Source organism: Falsiroseomonas sp. E2-1-a20 (assembly GCF_051433195.1).
GTDB lineage: Bacteria > Pseudomonadota > Alphaproteobacteria > Acetobacterales > Acetobacteraceae > Falsiroseomonas.
The window spans coordinates 1-16,200 of record NZ_JBHMFT010000034.1; the positions used below are offsets into that span (position 1 = coordinate 1).

The following is a 16,200-nucleotide window of genomic DNA, read 5'->3' on the forward strand; positions in this document are numbered from 1 at the left end:
AAAATCCTCGCTTGCGGCAGGCTAAATAAATAACTCTGAATATAAGCCTGGGTGATCAACCCGGCGTAATGATCGATCATATCGGACGAGCACGCCGCGTGAAAGGCGATTACTCCGGCAGGATCGCCGTCGCCTCGATCTCCACCCGCGCCTCCGGCTCCACCAGCGCCACCACCTGCACCAGCGCCATCGCCGGAAAGTTGCGCCCCATCACGGCGCGGTAGGCCGGCCCAAGTTCGGCCAGGCACGCCCGGTACTCCGCGATGTCCACCACATACCAGGTCAGGCGCCCGACATGTTCGGGCCCGCCGCCAGCCTCCCGCAGCACCGCCAGGATGTTCTCCAGCGCCTGCCGAACCTGCGCGACGAAGCCCTCGGCGAAGCGCCCCTTCCCATCCCAGCCGATCTGCCCGCCGACCAGCACAACGCGGCCGCGTCCCATCATCCCGTTCGAATAGCCGCGCGGCGCCGGCCAGCCGGGCGGTTGCAGGGCGGTAAGCGGGTTCATGCGCAACGCTCCTGATACGCCGCCAGCGCCGCGCGCAGATCGGCCGGCACCGGCACCGCGCGCCGTGCATCGAGATTGGTGGTCGCCGTCACCAGATGCATCCGCAGCAATTCCGCCTCCCCCCGATGCACATGCAGCGTCAGGCCGTAGGAGGCACCGCCGATCCGCGTCACCAGCGGCGTCAGCGCCACCCGGTCCCCCATCAGCCCTGGCGCGAAGAAATCCGCCTCGGCATGGGCGAAGCCGGTGCCGATGCGGCGTTCGGCGTGCAGCGCGTGGAAGTCGATGCCGAGCGCCCCCTCGAACCAATCCTCCACCGCCGCATTCGCCTTGGCGAACCAGGTCGCGAAGAACACGATCCCCGCCGGGTCGCAATCGCCGAAGCGCACGCGCTGTTCGCTGCGAAAGGCCTGCGCTGGCAGCGCCGAAGCGGTCAGGGGCGTGGGCCTGGTCATGCGCCCGCTTCGGCCTGCCTGCGGAGTGCGAAGCGCTGCAGCTTGCCGGTCTCGGTCCGCGGCAGCGCGTCGCAGAACACCACGCTGCGCGGATACTTGTACGGCGCGATCTCCGCCTTGACGAAATCCTGCAACGCCTTCGCCAGAGCCGCATCCGCCACGACACCCGGCTTCGGCACGACATAGGCCCGCACCACCATCCCCCGCTCCGCATCCGGCGCGCCGACCACGCCGCATTCGGCGACCGCCGGATGCGCCAGCAGCGCCGCCTCCACCTCCGGCCCCGCGATGTTGTAGCCGGCCGAGATGATCATGTCGTCGTTGCGCGCCTGGTACCAGAAGTAGCCATCGGCGTCCTGGATGTAGGTGTCGCCGGTGATGTTCCAGCCGTGCTGGACGTACTGCGCCTGGCGCGGATCATCCAGGTAGCGGCACCCGGTCGGCCCCTTCACCGCCAGCCGACCAATGGTGCCGCGCGGCACTTCCGCGCCCGCCTCATCCACCACCCGCGCCACATAGCCCGGCACCGGCAGGCCCGTGGCGCCGGGGCGGATGGCCTCCTCCGGCGCGCTGATGAAGATGTGCAGCATCTCCGTCGCGCCGATGCCGTCCATCAGCTTGAGGCCCGTCGCCACCTGCCACGAATCGAAGATCGGCTTCGGCAGCGCCTCCCCGGCCGAGACGGATTTGCGCAGGCTCGACAGGTCATGCCGGCCGGCCAGCCCGGCCATGATCCGGTAGGCGGTCGGCGCGGTGAAGCACACGGTGGCGCGGTAGCGCGCGATCGCCGCCGGCAAGTCCTCCGGCGGCGCGCGTTCCAGCAGCACCGCCGTGGCGCCGACGCGGAACGGGAACAGCACCAGCCCGCCGAGCCCGAAGGTGAAGGCCAGCGGCGGCGAGCCGATGAACACGTCCGACGCCTGCGGCCGCAGCACCTGCATCCCATAGCCGTCGCAGATCGCCAGCATGTCGCGATGGAAATGCAGCGTGCCCTTCGGCTCCCCGGTGCTGCCGCTGGTGAAGCCGATCAGGCAGATGTCATCCGCCGCCGTGTCGCAGGCGGGGAACCCCGGCGCCGCCTGCGCCACCATCCCCTCCAGCTCGCCATCGCCCCAGCAGACCAGGTGGCGCAGGTCGGGCGCCTCGGCCTTGCGGAGTTCCTCCGCCAGCCGCGCGTCGCACAGCGCGTGGCTGATCCGGGCCTTGCGCAGGACCTGGGACAATTCCTTGGCGCGCAGCAGCGGCATGGTGGCGACGACAATGCCGCCCGCCTTCAGCACCGCGAAATACGCCGCGACCATCCAGGCATTGTTGGCCGAGCGCAGCAGCACCCGGTTGCCCGGCACCAGCCCCAGCCGATCCACCAGCACCCGCGCGATCCGGTCCACCCGGTCGGCGAGCTGCGCGTAGCTCAGCGTCTCCTGCGGCGTCACCAGCGCGGGATGCTCGCCGCGCCCGCGCTCCAGGTTGCGGTCCAGCAGTTCCACCGCGCAGTTCAGCCGCGCCGGGTAGCGGTATTCCGGCCGGTCGAGCAGGAACTCCGGCCACTGCTCCCGCGGCGGCAGGTGGTCGCGAGCGAAGCTGTCCCGGTGCGCGCTCATGTTGCGCCGTGGCGGTCGCGTTCCGCCTTGGCGATCACGATGCGCTGGATCTCGGAGGCGCCTTCATAGACGCGCAGCGCCCGGACCTCGCGGTACAGCTCCTCCGCCTTGTGACCGCGCGTGACGCCGAGCCCGCCATGGATCTGCACGTTGCGATCGGCGCAGCGCTGCGCCACCTCCGTCGCATGCAGCTTCGCCATGGAGGCTTCGCGCGTCACCCGCGCCGCGCCGGAATCCTTCAACCAGGCGGCGCGGTAGACCAGCAGCGCCGCGGCCTCCACCTCCGTCGCGCTGTCGGCGATGGCGGCCTGCGACATCTGCTGGTCGAACAGCGTCCCGCCGAAAATGTTTCGCGACACAGCGTGCGCCACCGTCATGTCCAGCGCCCGCCGGGCGAAGCCCAGGGCCGCGGCGCCGACGGTGGCGCGGAACACGTCGAGCGTCGCCATCGCCACCCGGAAGCCTTCGCCCGGCTTGCCCAGCATGTCCTCGGCCGCCACGCGCACACCGGCGAAATCCAGTCGCGCCAGGGGGTGCGGCGCCGTCACCTCGATCCGCTCCGCGACCGTCAGGCCCGCTGCATCGGCGGGCACGAGGAAGGCGGAGAGCCCCTTCGCGCCCGGCGCCTCCCCGGTGCGCGCGAACACCACGTAGCTCGCCGCGATGCCGCCATTGCTGATCCAGGTCTTCTGCCCGCTCAGCCGGTAGTGTCCGTTGCCATCCGGCGTCGCGGCCAGGGCCAGCGCGGAGACATCGCTGCCCGCCTCCGGTTCGCTCAGCGCGAAGGCCGCCAGCGCCGTACCGGCGCGCGCGCCCGGCAACCACCGTTCCCGCTGCGCTGCACTTCCAAACAACGTCAACGGCCCGGTGCCCAGCCCCTGCATCGCAAAGGCGAAATCCGCGAGGCCGCTGTGCCGCGCCAATATATCCCGCGCCAGGCACAGCGCCCGCACATCCAGCACGCCATCGGCCGGGCAGGGCACGCGCAGCAGGCCCGCATCCCCCATCGCGCGCGCCAGCCGCACCACGCTGGCATCCGCGTCGTGCTCGTCCGACAGCGCCTCGGCGTGGTCCGCCGCCCAGGCCTCCACCTCCGCCGCCCAGTCACGGTGGCGCGGTTCCAGGAACGGCCAGTCGAGGAAGCTGCGATCCGCCATCAATCCCCCCGGAACACCGGCCGCTGCTTCGCCACGAAGGCGTCGTAGGCGCGCCGGAAATCCTGCGTCGTCATGCACAGCGCCTGCGCCACCGCCTCCGCCTCGATCGCCTGTTCGACGGACATGGCCCATTCCATCGCCAGCATCCGCTTGGTCATCGCATGCGCGAAGCCGGGCCCTTCCGCGATCTGCCGCGCCAGCGCGGCCGCGCCATCCGCCAGCCCCTCCGGCGCATGCAGCGTGTTGAAGAAACCCCAGGCCAGGCCTTCGTCCCCACCCAGCGACCGTCCCGTGAACAACAACTCGCTCGCGCGCCCCTGGCCGATGATCCGCGGCAGGATGGCGCAGGCGCCCATGTCGCACCCCGCCAGCCCGACCCGGTTGAACAGGAACGCCACCTTCGCCCGCGCCGTGCCCAGCCGCATGTCCGACGCCATGGCGATGATCGCCCCCGCGCCGGCCGCGATACCATCCACCGCCGCGACGATCGGCTGCGGGCAGGCGCGCATCGCCTTCACCAGGTCGCCGGTCATCGCCGTGAACTGCATCAGCCCCTTCGTGTCGCGGTCCAGCAGCGGCCCGATGATCTCGTGCACGTCGCCGCCCGAACAGAAATTCCCGCCCGAGCCCGCCACCACGAAGGCGCGCACCGCATCATCCTGCGACGCCGCACGAAAGATCGCCGTCAGCTCCGCATAGCTCTCGAAGGTCAGCGGATTCTTCCGCTCCGGCCGATCCAGCGTGATCGTGGCGACGCCCCCCGCCACCTCCAGCCTCACATGCTGCGCCCGATACTCCGCCAGCGGGATCATGCCACCTCCTCCGATGTCAGCGCGCCACGCACCGAAAGCTTGGCCTTGCCCAGCAGCAGGAACAGCGCGCCACGCTCACCCTCCGCCATGCCTTCCAGCAGTTCCGCAACCCACGCCTCATGCGCCGCCGATTGCCGCGCGAAGTCGCGCCGCCCCTTCGCCGTCAGCCGCAGCATCTGCGCTCGCTTGTCGCCGGGTCGCACGCGCCGCTCGACCAGCCCCTCCGCCTCCAGCCGCGCGGCGAGGCCGGTGACGTTGCCGTTGCTCACCATCATCCGCTGCGAGACCTCGCCCAGGCTCAACCCGGTCGGCACGCGGTCCAGCGCCGCCAGCAGGTCGAAGCGGGGCAGGGTGGTGTCGAAGTCCCGTCGCAGCCGGCGGCGGATCTCGCCCTCGATCAGCGTCGTGCAGGTCAGCATCCGCAGCCACAGCCGCAACTCGTCCTTGTGACCGGGCGGCGCATGCGCCAGCGCGGTCTCCGCATCCACGGGCGTCATGTCTCGCCCCCATCCACCGCGATCGCCTGGCCGTTGATCGCGGAGGCGCCGCACAGCGCCAGCACGGCAGCGGCCACCTCCGCCGGCTGCACCAGGCGCCGCTGCGGGTTGTGCTTCGCGAGTTCAGCCCGTGCCTCGGCCGCGCTGCGCCCGGTGCGGTCCATGATGCGCGCAATGCTGTCGGCCACGATGTCGGTCTCGGTGAAGCCGGGGCACACCGCATTCACCGTCACGCCCCTCGCCGCCACCTCCTGCGCCAGCGACCGCACCAGCCCGAGCAGCCCATGCTTCGCCGCCGCATAGGCCGTGACATAGGGATAGCCCTTCAGCGCGGCGGTGGAGGCCACCATCACCACCCGCCCGAACCCCGCCGCCAGCATCCCCGGCAGCACCGCCTGCGTCACCGCGACGGCGCCCATCAGGTTCACGCGCCACATCCGCTCGAACAGCGCCGCATCCGTCTTCAGGAAGGGCGCGCTTTCCGCCACGCCGGCCGCCTGCACCAGCATCCCGAATTCCGGCAGCGTCGGCAGCGCATTCACATCCGCCACGATGAAGCCCTGCGCCTCGCCCGCCTCGACCACCGCCCGCAGCCGGTCCTCGCGCCGCCCCAGCACCGTCACCCGCACGCCCGCCGCCGTCAGCGCCGCGGCGCAGGCAGCCCCGATGCCGCTGCCGCCGCCGGTGACCAGGGCCGTCCTGCCGTGAAGCGCTGCCGAGACCATGATCCCCCCGCGATGCTTCAAGCCTAAAACATCGCCGCCCCCCGGGGCAACCTTGCATTTCCGTTGAACCGCCAATCTTTGAAGCCTAAACTATCTCCATCCAGGATCGGGAGAAGCGCGGATGCGCATCGCGGTGATCGGCGGCGGCCCGGCAGGCCTGTATTTCGCCATCCTGATGAAGCGGGATTTTCCCGGCTCGCGCATCACGGTGGTCGAGCGCAACCGGGCCGAGGACACCTTCGGCTTCGGCGTGGTGTTCAGCGACGCGACTCTCGATGCCTTCCATCAGGCCGACGAGCCCAGCTACCGCGCCATCACCGCAAGCTTCGCCTATTGGGACGACATCTCGATTCACGCCAAGGGCCAGGAACACCGCATCGGCGGCAACGGCTTCTGCGGCTGTTCCCGCCGCACGCTGCTGATGCTGCTCGCCCATCGCGCCCGCGCGCTGGGCGTCGAGCTCGAATTCCGACGCGAAGCCGTGCCGGAGGATTTCCCCGACGCCGACCTCATCGTCGCGGCCGACGGCATCAACTCCCCGATCCGCGAACGCTTCGCCGAGCATTTCCAGCCCGAGATCGACCTGCGCCCCAACCGCTTCGCCTGGATGGGCAGCACGCGCCCCTTCGACGCCTTCACCTTCTTCTTCAAGGAAACGCCGCACGGCATCTTCATCGCCCATTGCTACCAGTACGAGCCCGGCGCCAGCACCTGGGTCCTGGAGACCGATCCCGAGACTTTCACGAGCGCCGGCCTCGACAAGATGGACGAGGCCGCGAGTGCTGCCTTTCTTGAAGACGTCTTCGCCGAGGAACTGCAGGGCCACCGCCTGATCACCAACCGCAGCACCTGGCGCCGCTTCCCCACAGTGAAATGCGCCCGCTGGGTGCGCGGCAACGTGGTCCTGCTCGGCGACGCCAAGGCCAGCGCGCATTTCTCCATCGGCTCCGGCACCAAGCTGGCGATGGAGGATGCCATCGCCCTGCACCAGTCCTTCCTGCGCCACGCGATGGTCCCGGATGCGCTGCACGCCTTCGAGACCGGCCGGCGCGAGGATGTCGAGAAGACCCAGCACGCCGCCAACGTCTCCCTCGTCTGGTTCGAGCATGTGAAGCGCTTCTGGGACTTCTCCCCCACGCGCTTCGCTTTCGGTGTGATGACGCGCAGCAAGGCGATTACGTGGGACAACCTCGCCCTCCGCGCGCCCGAATTCGTGGCGGAAACCCAGCGCGCGGTGGCGGAGGAAACGGGCGGCAATCCGGCGAAGCCGCCGATGTTCCAGCCCTTTGCGCTGCGCGGCATGCAGGTGGCCAACCGCGTCGTCGTCTCGCCCATGTGCATGTACTCTGCCACCGAGGGTCTGCCGAACGACTTCCACCTCGCCCATTACGGCGCCCGCGCCACGGGCGGCGCCGGGCTGGTCTTCACCGAGATGACCTGCGTCAGCCGCGGCGCCCGCATCACCCCCGGCTGCACCGGCCTGTGGAACGACGCGCAGCAGGCCGCCTGGACCCGCATCGTGAAGCTGGTGCATGGCAGTTCCGCCGCGAAAATCGCGCTCCAGCTGGGCCATGCCGGCCGCAAGGGCGCGACGAAGCTGATGTGGGAGGGCATGGACCAGCCGCTTCCCGAAGGCGCCTGGCCCCTCCTCTCCGCCAGCCCGACGCCCTACCACCCGCACAGCCAGGTGCCGCGGGAGATGACTCGCGCCGACATGGACGCGGTGAAGGCGGATTTCGTCGCTGCCGCCTGCCGCGGCATCGCCTGCGGCTTCGACATGCTGGAGTTGCACTGCGCCCACGGCTACCTGCTGGCGTCCTTCCTCTCGCCCCTGACGAACCTGCGCACGGACGAATACGGCGGCCCCATCGCCAACCGCCTGCGCTTCCCACTGGAAGTCTTCGCAGCCCTGCGCGAGGCCTGGCCCGCGTCCAAGCCGATGTCCGTCCGCATCTCCGCCACCGACTGGGCGGAAGGCGGGCTGACGGAGGAGGACTGCCTCGCCATCGCCCGCGCCTTCGCCGCCACCGGCGCGGACCTCATCGACGTCTCCACCGGCCAGACCGTCGCCGATGCCAGCCCGACCTATGGCCGCATGTTCCAGCTTCCCTGGGCCGACATGATCCGCAACGAGGCGGATATCGCCGTGATGTGCGTCGGCAACATCACCAGCGCCGACCAGGTCAACACCATCATCGCCGCCGGCCGCGCCGACCTCGTGGCGCTCGGCCGGCCGCATCTGACCGACCCGTCCTTCACCCTGCACGCCGCCGCGCAATACGGCGTCCGCGACCAGGCCTGCCCGCCACAATACCGCTGGGGCCAGGATGCGGCGCTGCGCAACGCGGCGAAGGACCAGGCGGAGCTGCGGGAGCTGAAGCTGAAGGCCCGCCCGAAGACCCACGCACCCGCGCCGCAGGCGCTGCCCAGGGCCGCGGAGTAGCACCAGCTTCAAACTTGCAACGGCGCTTCGGGTGGACTAAGTTGGGTAGACCAGACTAAGGCTGATCCTCATGCATAGCGTCAATATCCACGAGGCCAAGACCCAGCTTTCCGCCCTCGTCGAGCAGGCGGCGCAGGGCGAGGCCTTCATCATCGCCAAGGCAGGCAAGCCGATGGTCAAGGTCGTGCCACTGGATGACAGCGCCCGCGCCGGCACCAGCCGCATCGGCTTCCTCGCCGGCCAGATCACGGTGCCCGAGGATTTCGACCGCATGGCCGCGCCGGAGATAGAGGCGCTGTTCACGGGCGGCGCGTGACCTTCTTCCTGTTCGACACGCACATCCTGCTCTGGGCCGCCGGCCTGCCCGAGCGGCTTCCGGCCGCGGCACGCCGCATCCTGGAAACACCGCGCAGCGTCTGCGCCTTCAGCGCCGCCTCGATCTGGGAGGTGGCTGTGAAGTCCGGCCTCGGCCGCGCCGATTTCAGCGTCGACCCGCGCCGCCTGCGCCGCGGCCTGCTCGATGCCGGCTACCGCGAAATCCCTGTCACCAGCGAACACGCCGCCGGCCTGATGCGCCTGCCACCGATCCACAAGGATCCCTTCGACCGCATGCTGGTGGCGCAGGCGGAAGCGGAGGGCGCGACGCTGGTCACCGCCGACCCGGTGCTGGCGCGCTACGCCGAGCACATCCTGCTGGTTGGCTGAACCCTCTCCCCCCGACGGGGGAGAGGGAAGGGTGAGGGGGGCTTACGGATCCACGCGCTGCCCCGACCCTGCAGACCTCCCCCTCACCCAACCCTCTCCCCCTCCAGGGGAGAGGGCTCTACCCCCGATCTCAGCTGTTGATCCACGGCGCCCGCCGCCACAACTCCGCATACTGCGTCTGCGCCGCCCGCATCCGCGCCTCCCACGCCGCCCCCGGCTCCAGCGTCGGCTCGATGAACTGCGCCGCGAAGGTCTGCCGCGTCGCGGGGTCCGAGGCCGCCTCCTGCACCGCGTCCCGCAGCCGGTCCACGATCCGGTCCGATGTGGCCCTGGGCACCACCAGCCCGCGCTCCGAATACATCTCGAAGTCCAGGCCCATGCTCTTGAAGGTCGGCACGCCCGGCGCGAAGCGGGTTTCCGCCGCGCCGCCATGCCCGATGAAGCGCACGCCATCCGGGTTCGGCATCACCTCCCCCACCGAGACGGTGTTCGCCTGCACATGCCCGGCCATCAGCGCGTTCCGCTGGATCGGCGCGCCGGTGTAGTGGATGATGGTGAACTTCGCCCCCGTCAGGCGGGAGATCATCGCCAGCAACAGGTGGTCGTCGGTGCCGATGCCGGAGGTCGAGATGGTGATCCCCTCCGGGTCCGCCAGCGCGCGCTTGACCAGGTCCGGCACGTCCTTGATCGGGCTGTCGGCGCGGATGATCAGGCCGGTCGGGTCCGTCATGATGTTGCCGATGAAGCCGAAGCTATCCAGCGAGTACTGCGCCCGCCGTTCCACCGGAACGGTGACGAAGGACGGCATGTTGGTCAGCCCCATCACCAGCCCGTCTGGCCTGGCGCGGGCCACATAGGTCAGCGCCACCTCGCTCGACGCGCCCGGCCGGTTCACCACCGTGATCGGCTGGCCGAGCCGCGTCTCCAGATGCTTCGCGAACAGCCGCGCCACGATGTCCGTGCCGCCGCCCGGCGCGAAGCCGACAACGAGTTCCACCGGCCGGTCCGGCCGCCAGGAATTGCCAAGGGCAGGCGCGGCGAGCGGGGCGGCGAGCAGCGCGCCAAGCGCGGTGCGGCGGGTCAGCAGCGACATGCGATCCTCCTGTGCAGGCGGATCGTATGAAGGATGCGGGGCCGCCGGGGGAATGGCGCGCTGCGGTGCCGGCGGCGAAACCGGTAAAGCCCGGCGCCACGAATCCTGTGAATTGGTAAAGGCTTTACACGTGCAGGTAGCTGTCGCGCACCTGCGGCGAGGCCGCGAGATCCGCGCTCGTCCCGGTCCAGACCGTGCGACCTTTCTCGATCACCACATGCCGGTCCGCCAAGCGGGACACCGCGGCCAGGTTCTTGTCGATCAGCAGAATCGCCTGGCCCTCCGCCTTCAGCTTCGCCAGCACGGACCAGATCTCCGCCCGGATCAGCGGCGCCAGCCCTTCCGTCGCCTCGTCCAGGATCAACAGCCGCGGGTTGGTCATCAGCGCGCGGCCGATCGCCACCATCTGCTGCTCCCCGCCCGAAAGCTTGGCGCCCGGGTTCCGCCGCCGTTCCTGCAGCCGGGGGAAGAAGGCGTAGACCTCCTCCAGCGTCCAGCGCGGCGTGGCGCGTCCGCTGCGGTTGGCCGCCGTCGCCAGCAGGTTCTCCTCCACCGTCAGCGTCGCGAACACCTGCCGCCCCTCCGGCACCAGCCCGAGCCCAAGCTGCGCGACCCGATGCGCCGGCAGCCCGGCCACCGGCGCGCCATCCACCGCGATGCCGCCCCCCCACACGCGCCCGCCGACGGAGGGTAGCAGCCCCATGATGGCGCGGATCGTCGTCGTCTTGCCCATGCCGTTGCGGCCGAGCAGCGTCACCACCTCGCCAGCGCCGATCGCCAGTTCCACCCCGAACAGCACCTGGCTGCCGCCATAGCCGGCGGTGAGGTTGTGGAGGCTCAGCACGTCGCCTCATCCTCGCCGAGATAGGCGGCCTTCACCTCCGCATTGGCGCGGATTTCATCCGGCGTGCCGGTGGCGATGACGCGGCCATAGACGAGGACGGAAATCCGGTCCGCCATCGCGAACACCGCCTGCATGTCGTGCTCCACCAGCAGGATGGCGTAGCGGCCGCGAAGGCCGCGCAGGATGCCGATCAGCCGCTCCGTCTCCTCCGGCCCCGCGCCGGCCAGCGGTTCGTCCAGCAGCAGCAGGCGCGGCTGAGTCGCGAGCGCGATCGCCAGCTCCAACTGTCGCTTCTCGCCATGGCTCATCTCGCCCGCCGGAATCGTGGCGCGCCCACCGAGGCCCACCTGGTCCAGCGCCGCCAGCGCCGCCGTGTTCAGCCGTGCCTCGCCCGCCGCCGGCCGGAAGAACCGGAAGGAGGTCCCATCCCCGGCCTGCACCGCCAGCGCCGCATTCTCCAGCGCCGTGAAGTCCGGGATGATCGAGGTGATCTGGAACGACCGCGCCAGCCCGAGCCGTGCCCGCCGGTGCAGCTTCAGCCGCGTGATGTCGCGCCCCTCGAACAGGATCTGCCCGGCATCCACCGGCAGCACGCCGCTGATCTCGTTGATCAGCGTGGTCTTGCCGGCGCCGTTCGGCCCGATCACCGCGTGGATCTCCCCCGCAGCCACGTCCAGCGAGACGTCATCCGTCACCGCCAGCCCGCCGAAGCGCTTGCGCAGGCCCCGCAGCGACAGCAGTGCCTCAGCCACGCCGCAGCCCCCGCGCCAGAAGCCCGGTGAAGCCGCCAGGCATGAACACCACCGCCAGGATCAGCAGCACCCCGAAGGCGATCCGCCAATGCTCCCACTGGTGGCTTAGCCACTCCTCCAGCAGCACGAAGCCGAGCGCGCCGAGCAGCGCGCCATGCAGCCCGGAAATCCCGCCGAGGATCACCATGAACAGCAACTCCCCGCTGCGCTGCCAGGAGATGTAGGCCGGCGCCACGAACTCCGTCGCATTGGCGAACAGGAACCCCGCCGCACCCGCGATCGCACCCGCGATCACATAGGCCACCAGCCGGTACGGATAGGGCGAGAACCCCAGCGCCTGCGCCCGCAGCGGATTGCCGCGCACCGCGCGCAGCACACGCCCGAAGCGGGACGCCAGCAGCATCCGGCAGACCAGCCAGGCCAGGGTCAGCGCGCCGAGGCAGACGTAGTGGAAGCCCAAACGGTCCGACAGGATGCGCGTCCCCGCCACCTCGCTGCGCGCATACAGCGTGTAGCCATCGTCGCCGCCATAGCCGGACAGGGAGGAGGCGGTGAAGAACGCCATCTGCCCGAAGGCCAGCGTGATCATGATGAAATGCACGCCGCTGGTCCGGATGGCGACAGCCCCCGTCGCCAGCGCGAAACCCGCCGCCGCCAGCATCGCCGCCGGCAGCACGACCAGCGCATCCACCACCTGCAGGTCGTCCAGGATCACCACGGCATAGGCCCCGAAGCCGAGCATCGCCGCATGCCCCAGCGAGACCAGCCCGGCGCCGCCGACCAGGAAGGAAAGCGACACCGCCGCCATCGCCAGGATCATCGCGCGCGCCAGCAGCGTCAGCACATAGCCCTCGCCGAAGCCGATGAAGGGGGCGAGGCCGAGCGCGCCCAGCAGCAGCAGGGCAGGGGCTTCCCGGCGCAGCGTGCCCATCAGGATGCGCGAACCGGGAACAGCCCCGCCGGCCGGAACGCCAGGATCGCCGCCATGGCGATGTAGATCAGCATCGAGGCCAGCGCCGCGCCCACCTGCCGCGCCGCCGACGGCTCCATGAACAGCCGCATCAGGTCCGGCATCATGGACCGCCCCAGCGTCTCCACCAGGCCTACCAGCAGCGCCGCCAGGAAGGCGCCGCGCACGGATCCGATGCCACCGATGACGATGACGACGAAGGCGAGGATCAGCAGGTTGTCGCCCATCCCCGGCTCCACCGACAGGATCGGCGCCGCCATCACCCCCGCAAAACCCGCCAGCATGGCGCCGAAGCCGAACACCACCATGAACAGCCGGCGGATATCGACACCGAGCGCCGCCACCATCGGCGCATTCGTCGCCCCCGCCCGGATCAGCATGCCCACCTTGGTGCGCTCCACCAGCCACCACAGCAGCCCCGCCGTGGCGAGCCCGCCGGCGATGATCGCCAGCCGGTAATGCGGATACAGCAGCCCCTGCATCACCTCGATGCCGCCGGTCAGCGCCTCCGGCATCGGCACCTGCAACGGCGCGGAGCCGAACAGCGCCTTCACGCCGTCGTTCAGGATCAGGATGACGCCGAAGGTCGCCAGCACCTGCGCCAGGTGGTCGCGGTCATACAGATGCCGGAACACCAGGAATTCCAGCACCAGCCCCACCGCCAGTGCCGCCGGCAGCGCGAGGGCCAGCGCCACCCAGAAGCTGCCCGACATCGCGGCGAAATAGGCCGCGAGATAGGCGCCCACCATGTACTGCACGCCATGCGCCAGGTTGATGAAATCCATCACCCCGAACACCAGCGTCAGCCCCGCCGCGATCAGGAACAGCAGGATGCCGAGCTGCAGCCCGTTCAACCCCTGCACGAGCAGCAGCGTCAGCGACATCCAGGCACTCCAGCAAAGCCCTCTCCCCCCACTTCGGGGGGAGAGGGTTGGGTGAGGGGGGCTCGCCCGCGGTCGATGCTCAGGCCGCCGGCATCCGGCACTGCGCCGCGAACGGGTCCGTCACGTTGTCGAACACCTTCCGCACATGCTCCGTCTGGAACTTCCCATCCGGCCGCGCCGCCACCTTCGCCAGCCAGAAATCCTGCACCGGGAAGTGGTTCTCGCCGAAGGCGAAGTTGCCGCGCACGCTGCGGAAATCCGCCGACTTGATCGCGGCGCGCAGCGCGCCCTTGTCGGCCAGGTTGCCGCCCGTCTTGCGGATGGCGCTGTCCAGCAGCATCGCGGCATCATAGGCATGCGCCGCGTAGCTCGCCGGCACGTAGGTGTACTGCGCCTCGAAGTCTCGGACGAAGCGGGCGTTCTGCTCGGCGGGCAGCGTCGGCGTCCAGCTCGTGCCGGTCTGGAAGCCCACCGCCGCGGCGCCCTGCGCCGGCAGCACGCTCTCATCCACCGTGAAGGCGGACAGGAACGGGATGTTGGCCAGCCCCGCCTGCCGGTACTGCCGCACCAGGTTCACGCCGAGCCCGCCCGGCATGAAGGTGAAGATCGCATCCGGCCGCGCCGCGGCGATGCGCGCGAGTTCGGAGGAGAAGTCCATCTGCGTCAGCGGGGTGAAGATCTCGTCCACCACCTCGCCCTTGTATTCCGACTTGAAGCCGGCCATCGCGTCGCGGCCCGCCTGGTAGTTCGGCGTCAGCAGCATCATCCGCTTGTAGCCGGCATCCTGCGCCGCCCGCCCCATCACCGCATGGTTCTGGTCGTTGACGTAGGAGGTCGCGAAGAAGAACGGATTGCAGCCGCGCCCGGCGAAAGGCGAAGGCCCGGCATTGGTCGAGATCAGGAAGGTCTGCTGCTCCGTCACCGGCCGCATCACCGCCGCCAGGATGTTGGAGAACACCACGCCCACGACGAAATCCACCTTGTCGCGCTCCAGCGCGGCGCGGACCTTGGTCACCGCCACATCCGGCTTCAGCTCGTCATCGATCTGGATGACCTCCGCCATGCGGCCGCCGAGCCTGTTCTCCAGATGCCGCATGCCGAGCAGGAAGCCATCCCGCAGATGCGTGCCCAGCGAGGCCGCCGGCCCGGTCTGCACCGCCACCAGTCCGATCTTCACCGGCGCCGCCTGCGCGCGCCCCACCGCGGGCATGGCAAGGCCCGCCGCCGCCAGCCCCATCACATGCCGCCGGCCTATCTGGATGCTCATGTTGGTCTCCCTGTTCTTCCCAATATTTTAAGCTTCAAGCATCATGCCGATGCAAGCGATTTCGCAAGCGCCACCATCCCGCTCGCCGGATCAGCCAGCGGCGCCAGCACCGTGAAGTGGTCCGCACCCGGCACCACCTCGAACCCGCCACCCCAGGCCGCCGCCATGTCGCGCGACTGCCGCAGGTATTCGTCGCTCTCTGCGCCGCCGACGATGCAGTGCAGGGCGCCCGCCGGCCGGGGCAGGAAGCGCGGCGACAGGGTGCGCGCCATCGCCGCATCCAGCCGCAGCGCCGTGCCGATGCTGGTGTGCCGCAGCGGCTCCAGCTCGAACACGCCGGAAATCGCCAGCCCCGCGCGCACCGCCTCCGGCTCCAGCGCCAGCAGCATCGCCGCCAGATGCCCGCCCGCCGAATGCCCCGCCGCCAGCAGCTTCCGGCCCAGCCGCGCCCGCAGCATCCGCGCCGCCGCCCGCATCTGCGCCACGATGTCGCCAATGCCGACCGCCGGGCACAGATCGTAGGATGGCACCGCCACCGCCACGCCCTGTCCGTTCAGCCCGCGCGCGCAGTGCGAGACCCATTCGCGCCCGAGACCCTGCCAGTAGCCGCCATGGATGAACATCGCGACCGGCGTCGTCGCGCTGGCACCGTCCGGCCAGAACAGGTCCAGCCGCTCCCGCGCGCCCGCGCCATAGGGCAGGTCGAGTTCCGCCCGCGCGCAGGCCGCCCGCCAGGCCGCGGCATCGCGCTGCCAGGCCGCGAGATGCGCCGGATGTTCCGGCACCCGCGCCCGGTTGTTGTATTCGGCTTCCAGATCCATCGCGCCGCATTGCACGCGCCCGCCAGCATCCCGGCAACCCCGGAATCGCCAAATCCCGAGCGCCCCGCTCCGCAAGGCAGCGGAATTCGGGCATGATGCGCCCATGAAAGTCTATCTCGCCGGCCCCGACGTCTTCCTGCCCGAGGCCGCCGCCATGGCCGCCGAGAAGAAGCGCCTCTGCGCGCGCCATGGCCTCGAAGGCGTCTTCCCCACCGAGCCGCGCCCCGACCCCGCCGCCGATGCCGCGCCCGAGCCCTGGTACGCCATCTACCTGCGCAACGAGGCGCATATCCGGGCCTGCGACGCCCTGATCGCCAACCTCACCCCGTTCCGCGGCCCCTCCGCCGATGCCGGCACGGTCTACGAACTCGGCTTCATGCGCGCCCTCGGCCGCCCCGTGCTCGGCTACACCAACGACACCGCCGATTTCGCCGCCCGCACGCTGCGCAGCCTCGGCCACCACGCCAGCCGCAACGCCGCCGGCCGCTGGGTCGATGGCGAGGGGCTGGCGCTGGAGGAATTCGGCCTCACCGACAACCTGATGATCGATGGCGGCATCCGCGCCGCCGGCGGCCTCCTCATCCGCCGCCAGGTGCCGGCGGCCGAGCGCTGGACGGACCTTGCGGGCTTCGAGGCCTGCCTGAAGGCCATTGCCCGTTGACACCC

Annotated in this window: 18 protein-coding genes; 4 read left to right on the forward strand and 14 right to left on the reverse strand. The window is 70.2% G+C overall.

Annotated features, from left to right (window positions below):
• Positions 1-109: 109 nt before the first annotated feature.
• The 7 genes from ACFHPP_RS25195 to ACFHPP_RS25225 are packed head-to-tail and all read right to left on the reverse strand — an operon-like array spanning position 110 to position 5,755.
• Positions 110-508 carry a RidA family protein gene (locus tag ACFHPP_RS25195; protein WP_437165995.1) on the reverse strand — a complete coding sequence of 133 codons (399 nt, stop codon included), beginning with the start codon at positions 506-508 and terminating at the stop codon, positions 110-112.
• Complete coding sequence (locus ACFHPP_RS25200; RefSeq protein WP_437165996.1) at positions 505-963, reverse strand: acyl-CoA thioesterase; 459 nt, start codon at positions 961-963, stop codon at positions 505-507. Before ACFHPP_RS25200 ends, ACFHPP_RS25195 begins: the two co-directional genes overlap by 4 nt.
• Complete coding sequence (locus tag ACFHPP_RS25205; RefSeq protein ID WP_437165997.1) at positions 960-2,564, reverse strand: benzoate-CoA ligase family protein; 1,605 nt, start codon at positions 2,562-2,564, stop codon at positions 960-962. The genes ACFHPP_RS25200 and ACFHPP_RS25205 overlap by 4 nt, the downstream gene beginning before the upstream one ends.
• Positions 2,561-3,721: an acyl-CoA dehydrogenase family protein gene (locus ACFHPP_RS25210; protein WP_437165998.1), complete on the reverse strand. Its 1,161-nt coding sequence runs from the start codon at positions 3,719-3,721 to the stop codon at positions 2,561-2,563. Before ACFHPP_RS25210 ends, ACFHPP_RS25205 begins: the two co-directional genes overlap by 4 nt.
• The gene (locus ACFHPP_RS25215) at positions 3,721-4,533 is read right to left on the reverse strand and encodes an enoyl-CoA hydratase family protein (RefSeq protein ID WP_437165999.1); all 813 of its coding nucleotides are present in this window, start codon (positions 4,531-4,533) and stop codon (positions 3,721-3,723) included. Before ACFHPP_RS25215 ends, ACFHPP_RS25210 begins: the two co-directional genes overlap by 1 nt.
• A complete protein-coding gene (locus tag ACFHPP_RS25220) occupies positions 4,530-5,030 on the reverse strand; it encodes a MarR family winged helix-turn-helix transcriptional regulator (RefSeq protein WP_437166000.1) in 501 nt (166 codons plus the stop codon). The genes ACFHPP_RS25215 and ACFHPP_RS25220 overlap by 4 nt, the downstream gene beginning before the upstream one ends.
• A complete protein-coding gene (locus tag ACFHPP_RS25225; protein WP_437166001.1) occupies positions 5,027-5,755 on the reverse strand; it encodes an SDR family NAD(P)-dependent oxidoreductase in 729 nt (242 codons plus the stop codon). The genes ACFHPP_RS25220 and ACFHPP_RS25225 overlap by 4 nt, the downstream gene beginning before the upstream one ends.
• A gap of 121 nt (positions 5,756-5,876) precedes the next feature.
• Between ACFHPP_RS25225 and ACFHPP_RS25230 the strand changes: the two genes are divergently transcribed.
• The 3 genes from ACFHPP_RS25230 to ACFHPP_RS25240 all read left to right on the forward strand — a co-directional run bounded on the left by ACFHPP_RS25230 (position 5,877) and on the right by ACFHPP_RS25240 (position 8,903).
• Positions 5,877-8,198, forward strand: coding sequence for a bifunctional salicylyl-CoA 5-hydroxylase/oxidoreductase (locus ACFHPP_RS25230; protein WP_437166002.1), 2,322 nt, complete (start codon positions 5,877-5,879; stop codon positions 8,196-8,198).
• Positions 8,199-8,268: 70 nt separating this feature from the next.
• Positions 8,269-8,514 (forward strand): type II toxin-antitoxin system Phd/YefM family antitoxin, encoded by a 246-nt coding sequence (locus ACFHPP_RS25235; protein ID WP_437166003.1) that lies wholly within the window; start codon positions 8,269-8,271, stop codon positions 8,512-8,514.
• A complete protein-coding gene (locus ACFHPP_RS25240; RefSeq protein ID WP_437166004.1) occupies positions 8,511-8,903 on the forward strand; it encodes a type II toxin-antitoxin system VapC family toxin in 393 nt (130 codons plus the stop codon). Before ACFHPP_RS25235 ends, ACFHPP_RS25240 begins: the two co-directional genes overlap by 4 nt.
• A 130-nt stretch (positions 8,904-9,033) precedes the next feature.
• On the opposite strand, the gene ACFHPP_RS25245 is transcribed toward ACFHPP_RS25240, so the two are convergent.
• From ACFHPP_RS25245 to ACFHPP_RS25275, 7 genes are all read right to left on the reverse strand, one after another.
• Positions 9,034-9,996: a tripartite tricarboxylate transporter substrate binding protein gene (locus ACFHPP_RS25245; RefSeq protein WP_437166005.1), complete on the reverse strand. Its 963-nt coding sequence runs from the start codon at positions 9,994-9,996 to the stop codon at positions 9,034-9,036.
• Between the two features lie 124 nt (positions 9,997-10,120).
• A complete protein-coding gene (locus ACFHPP_RS25250) occupies positions 10,121-10,840 on the reverse strand; it encodes an ABC transporter ATP-binding protein (RefSeq protein WP_437166006.1) in 720 nt (239 codons plus the stop codon).
• Positions 10,834-11,592, reverse strand: coding sequence for an ABC transporter ATP-binding protein (locus ACFHPP_RS25255; RefSeq protein WP_437166007.1), 759 nt, complete (start codon positions 11,590-11,592; stop codon positions 10,834-10,836). Before ACFHPP_RS25255 ends, ACFHPP_RS25250 begins: the two co-directional genes overlap by 7 nt.
• A complete protein-coding gene (locus ACFHPP_RS25260) occupies positions 11,585-12,523 on the reverse strand; it encodes a branched-chain amino acid ABC transporter permease (RefSeq protein WP_437166008.1) in 939 nt (312 codons plus the stop codon). Before ACFHPP_RS25260 ends, ACFHPP_RS25255 begins: the two co-directional genes overlap by 8 nt.
• Positions 12,523-13,446: a branched-chain amino acid ABC transporter permease gene (locus tag ACFHPP_RS25265; RefSeq protein ID WP_437166009.1), complete on the reverse strand. Its 924-nt coding sequence runs from the start codon at positions 13,444-13,446 to the stop codon at positions 12,523-12,525. Before ACFHPP_RS25265 ends, ACFHPP_RS25260 begins: the two co-directional genes overlap by 1 nt.
• Positions 13,447-13,525: 79 nt before the next feature.
• The gene (locus ACFHPP_RS25270) at positions 13,526-14,713 is read right to left on the reverse strand and encodes an ABC transporter substrate-binding protein (RefSeq protein WP_437166010.1); all 1,188 of its coding nucleotides are present in this window, start codon (positions 14,711-14,713) and stop codon (positions 13,526-13,528) included.
• 41 nt (positions 14,714-14,754) lie between these two features.
• Entirely contained in the window at positions 14,755-15,534 is a 780-nt protein-coding gene (locus tag ACFHPP_RS25275) for an alpha/beta hydrolase (protein ID WP_437166011.1), read from the reverse strand.
• A gap of 103 nt (positions 15,535-15,637) precedes the next feature.
• Between ACFHPP_RS25275 and ACFHPP_RS25280 the strand changes: the two genes are divergently transcribed.
• On the forward strand, positions 15,638-16,195 hold the full coding sequence (locus ACFHPP_RS25280) for a nucleoside 2-deoxyribosyltransferase (RefSeq protein WP_437166012.1): 558 nt from the start codon (positions 15,638-15,640) through the stop codon (positions 16,193-16,195).
• Positions 16,196-16,200 lie beyond the last annotated feature (5 nt).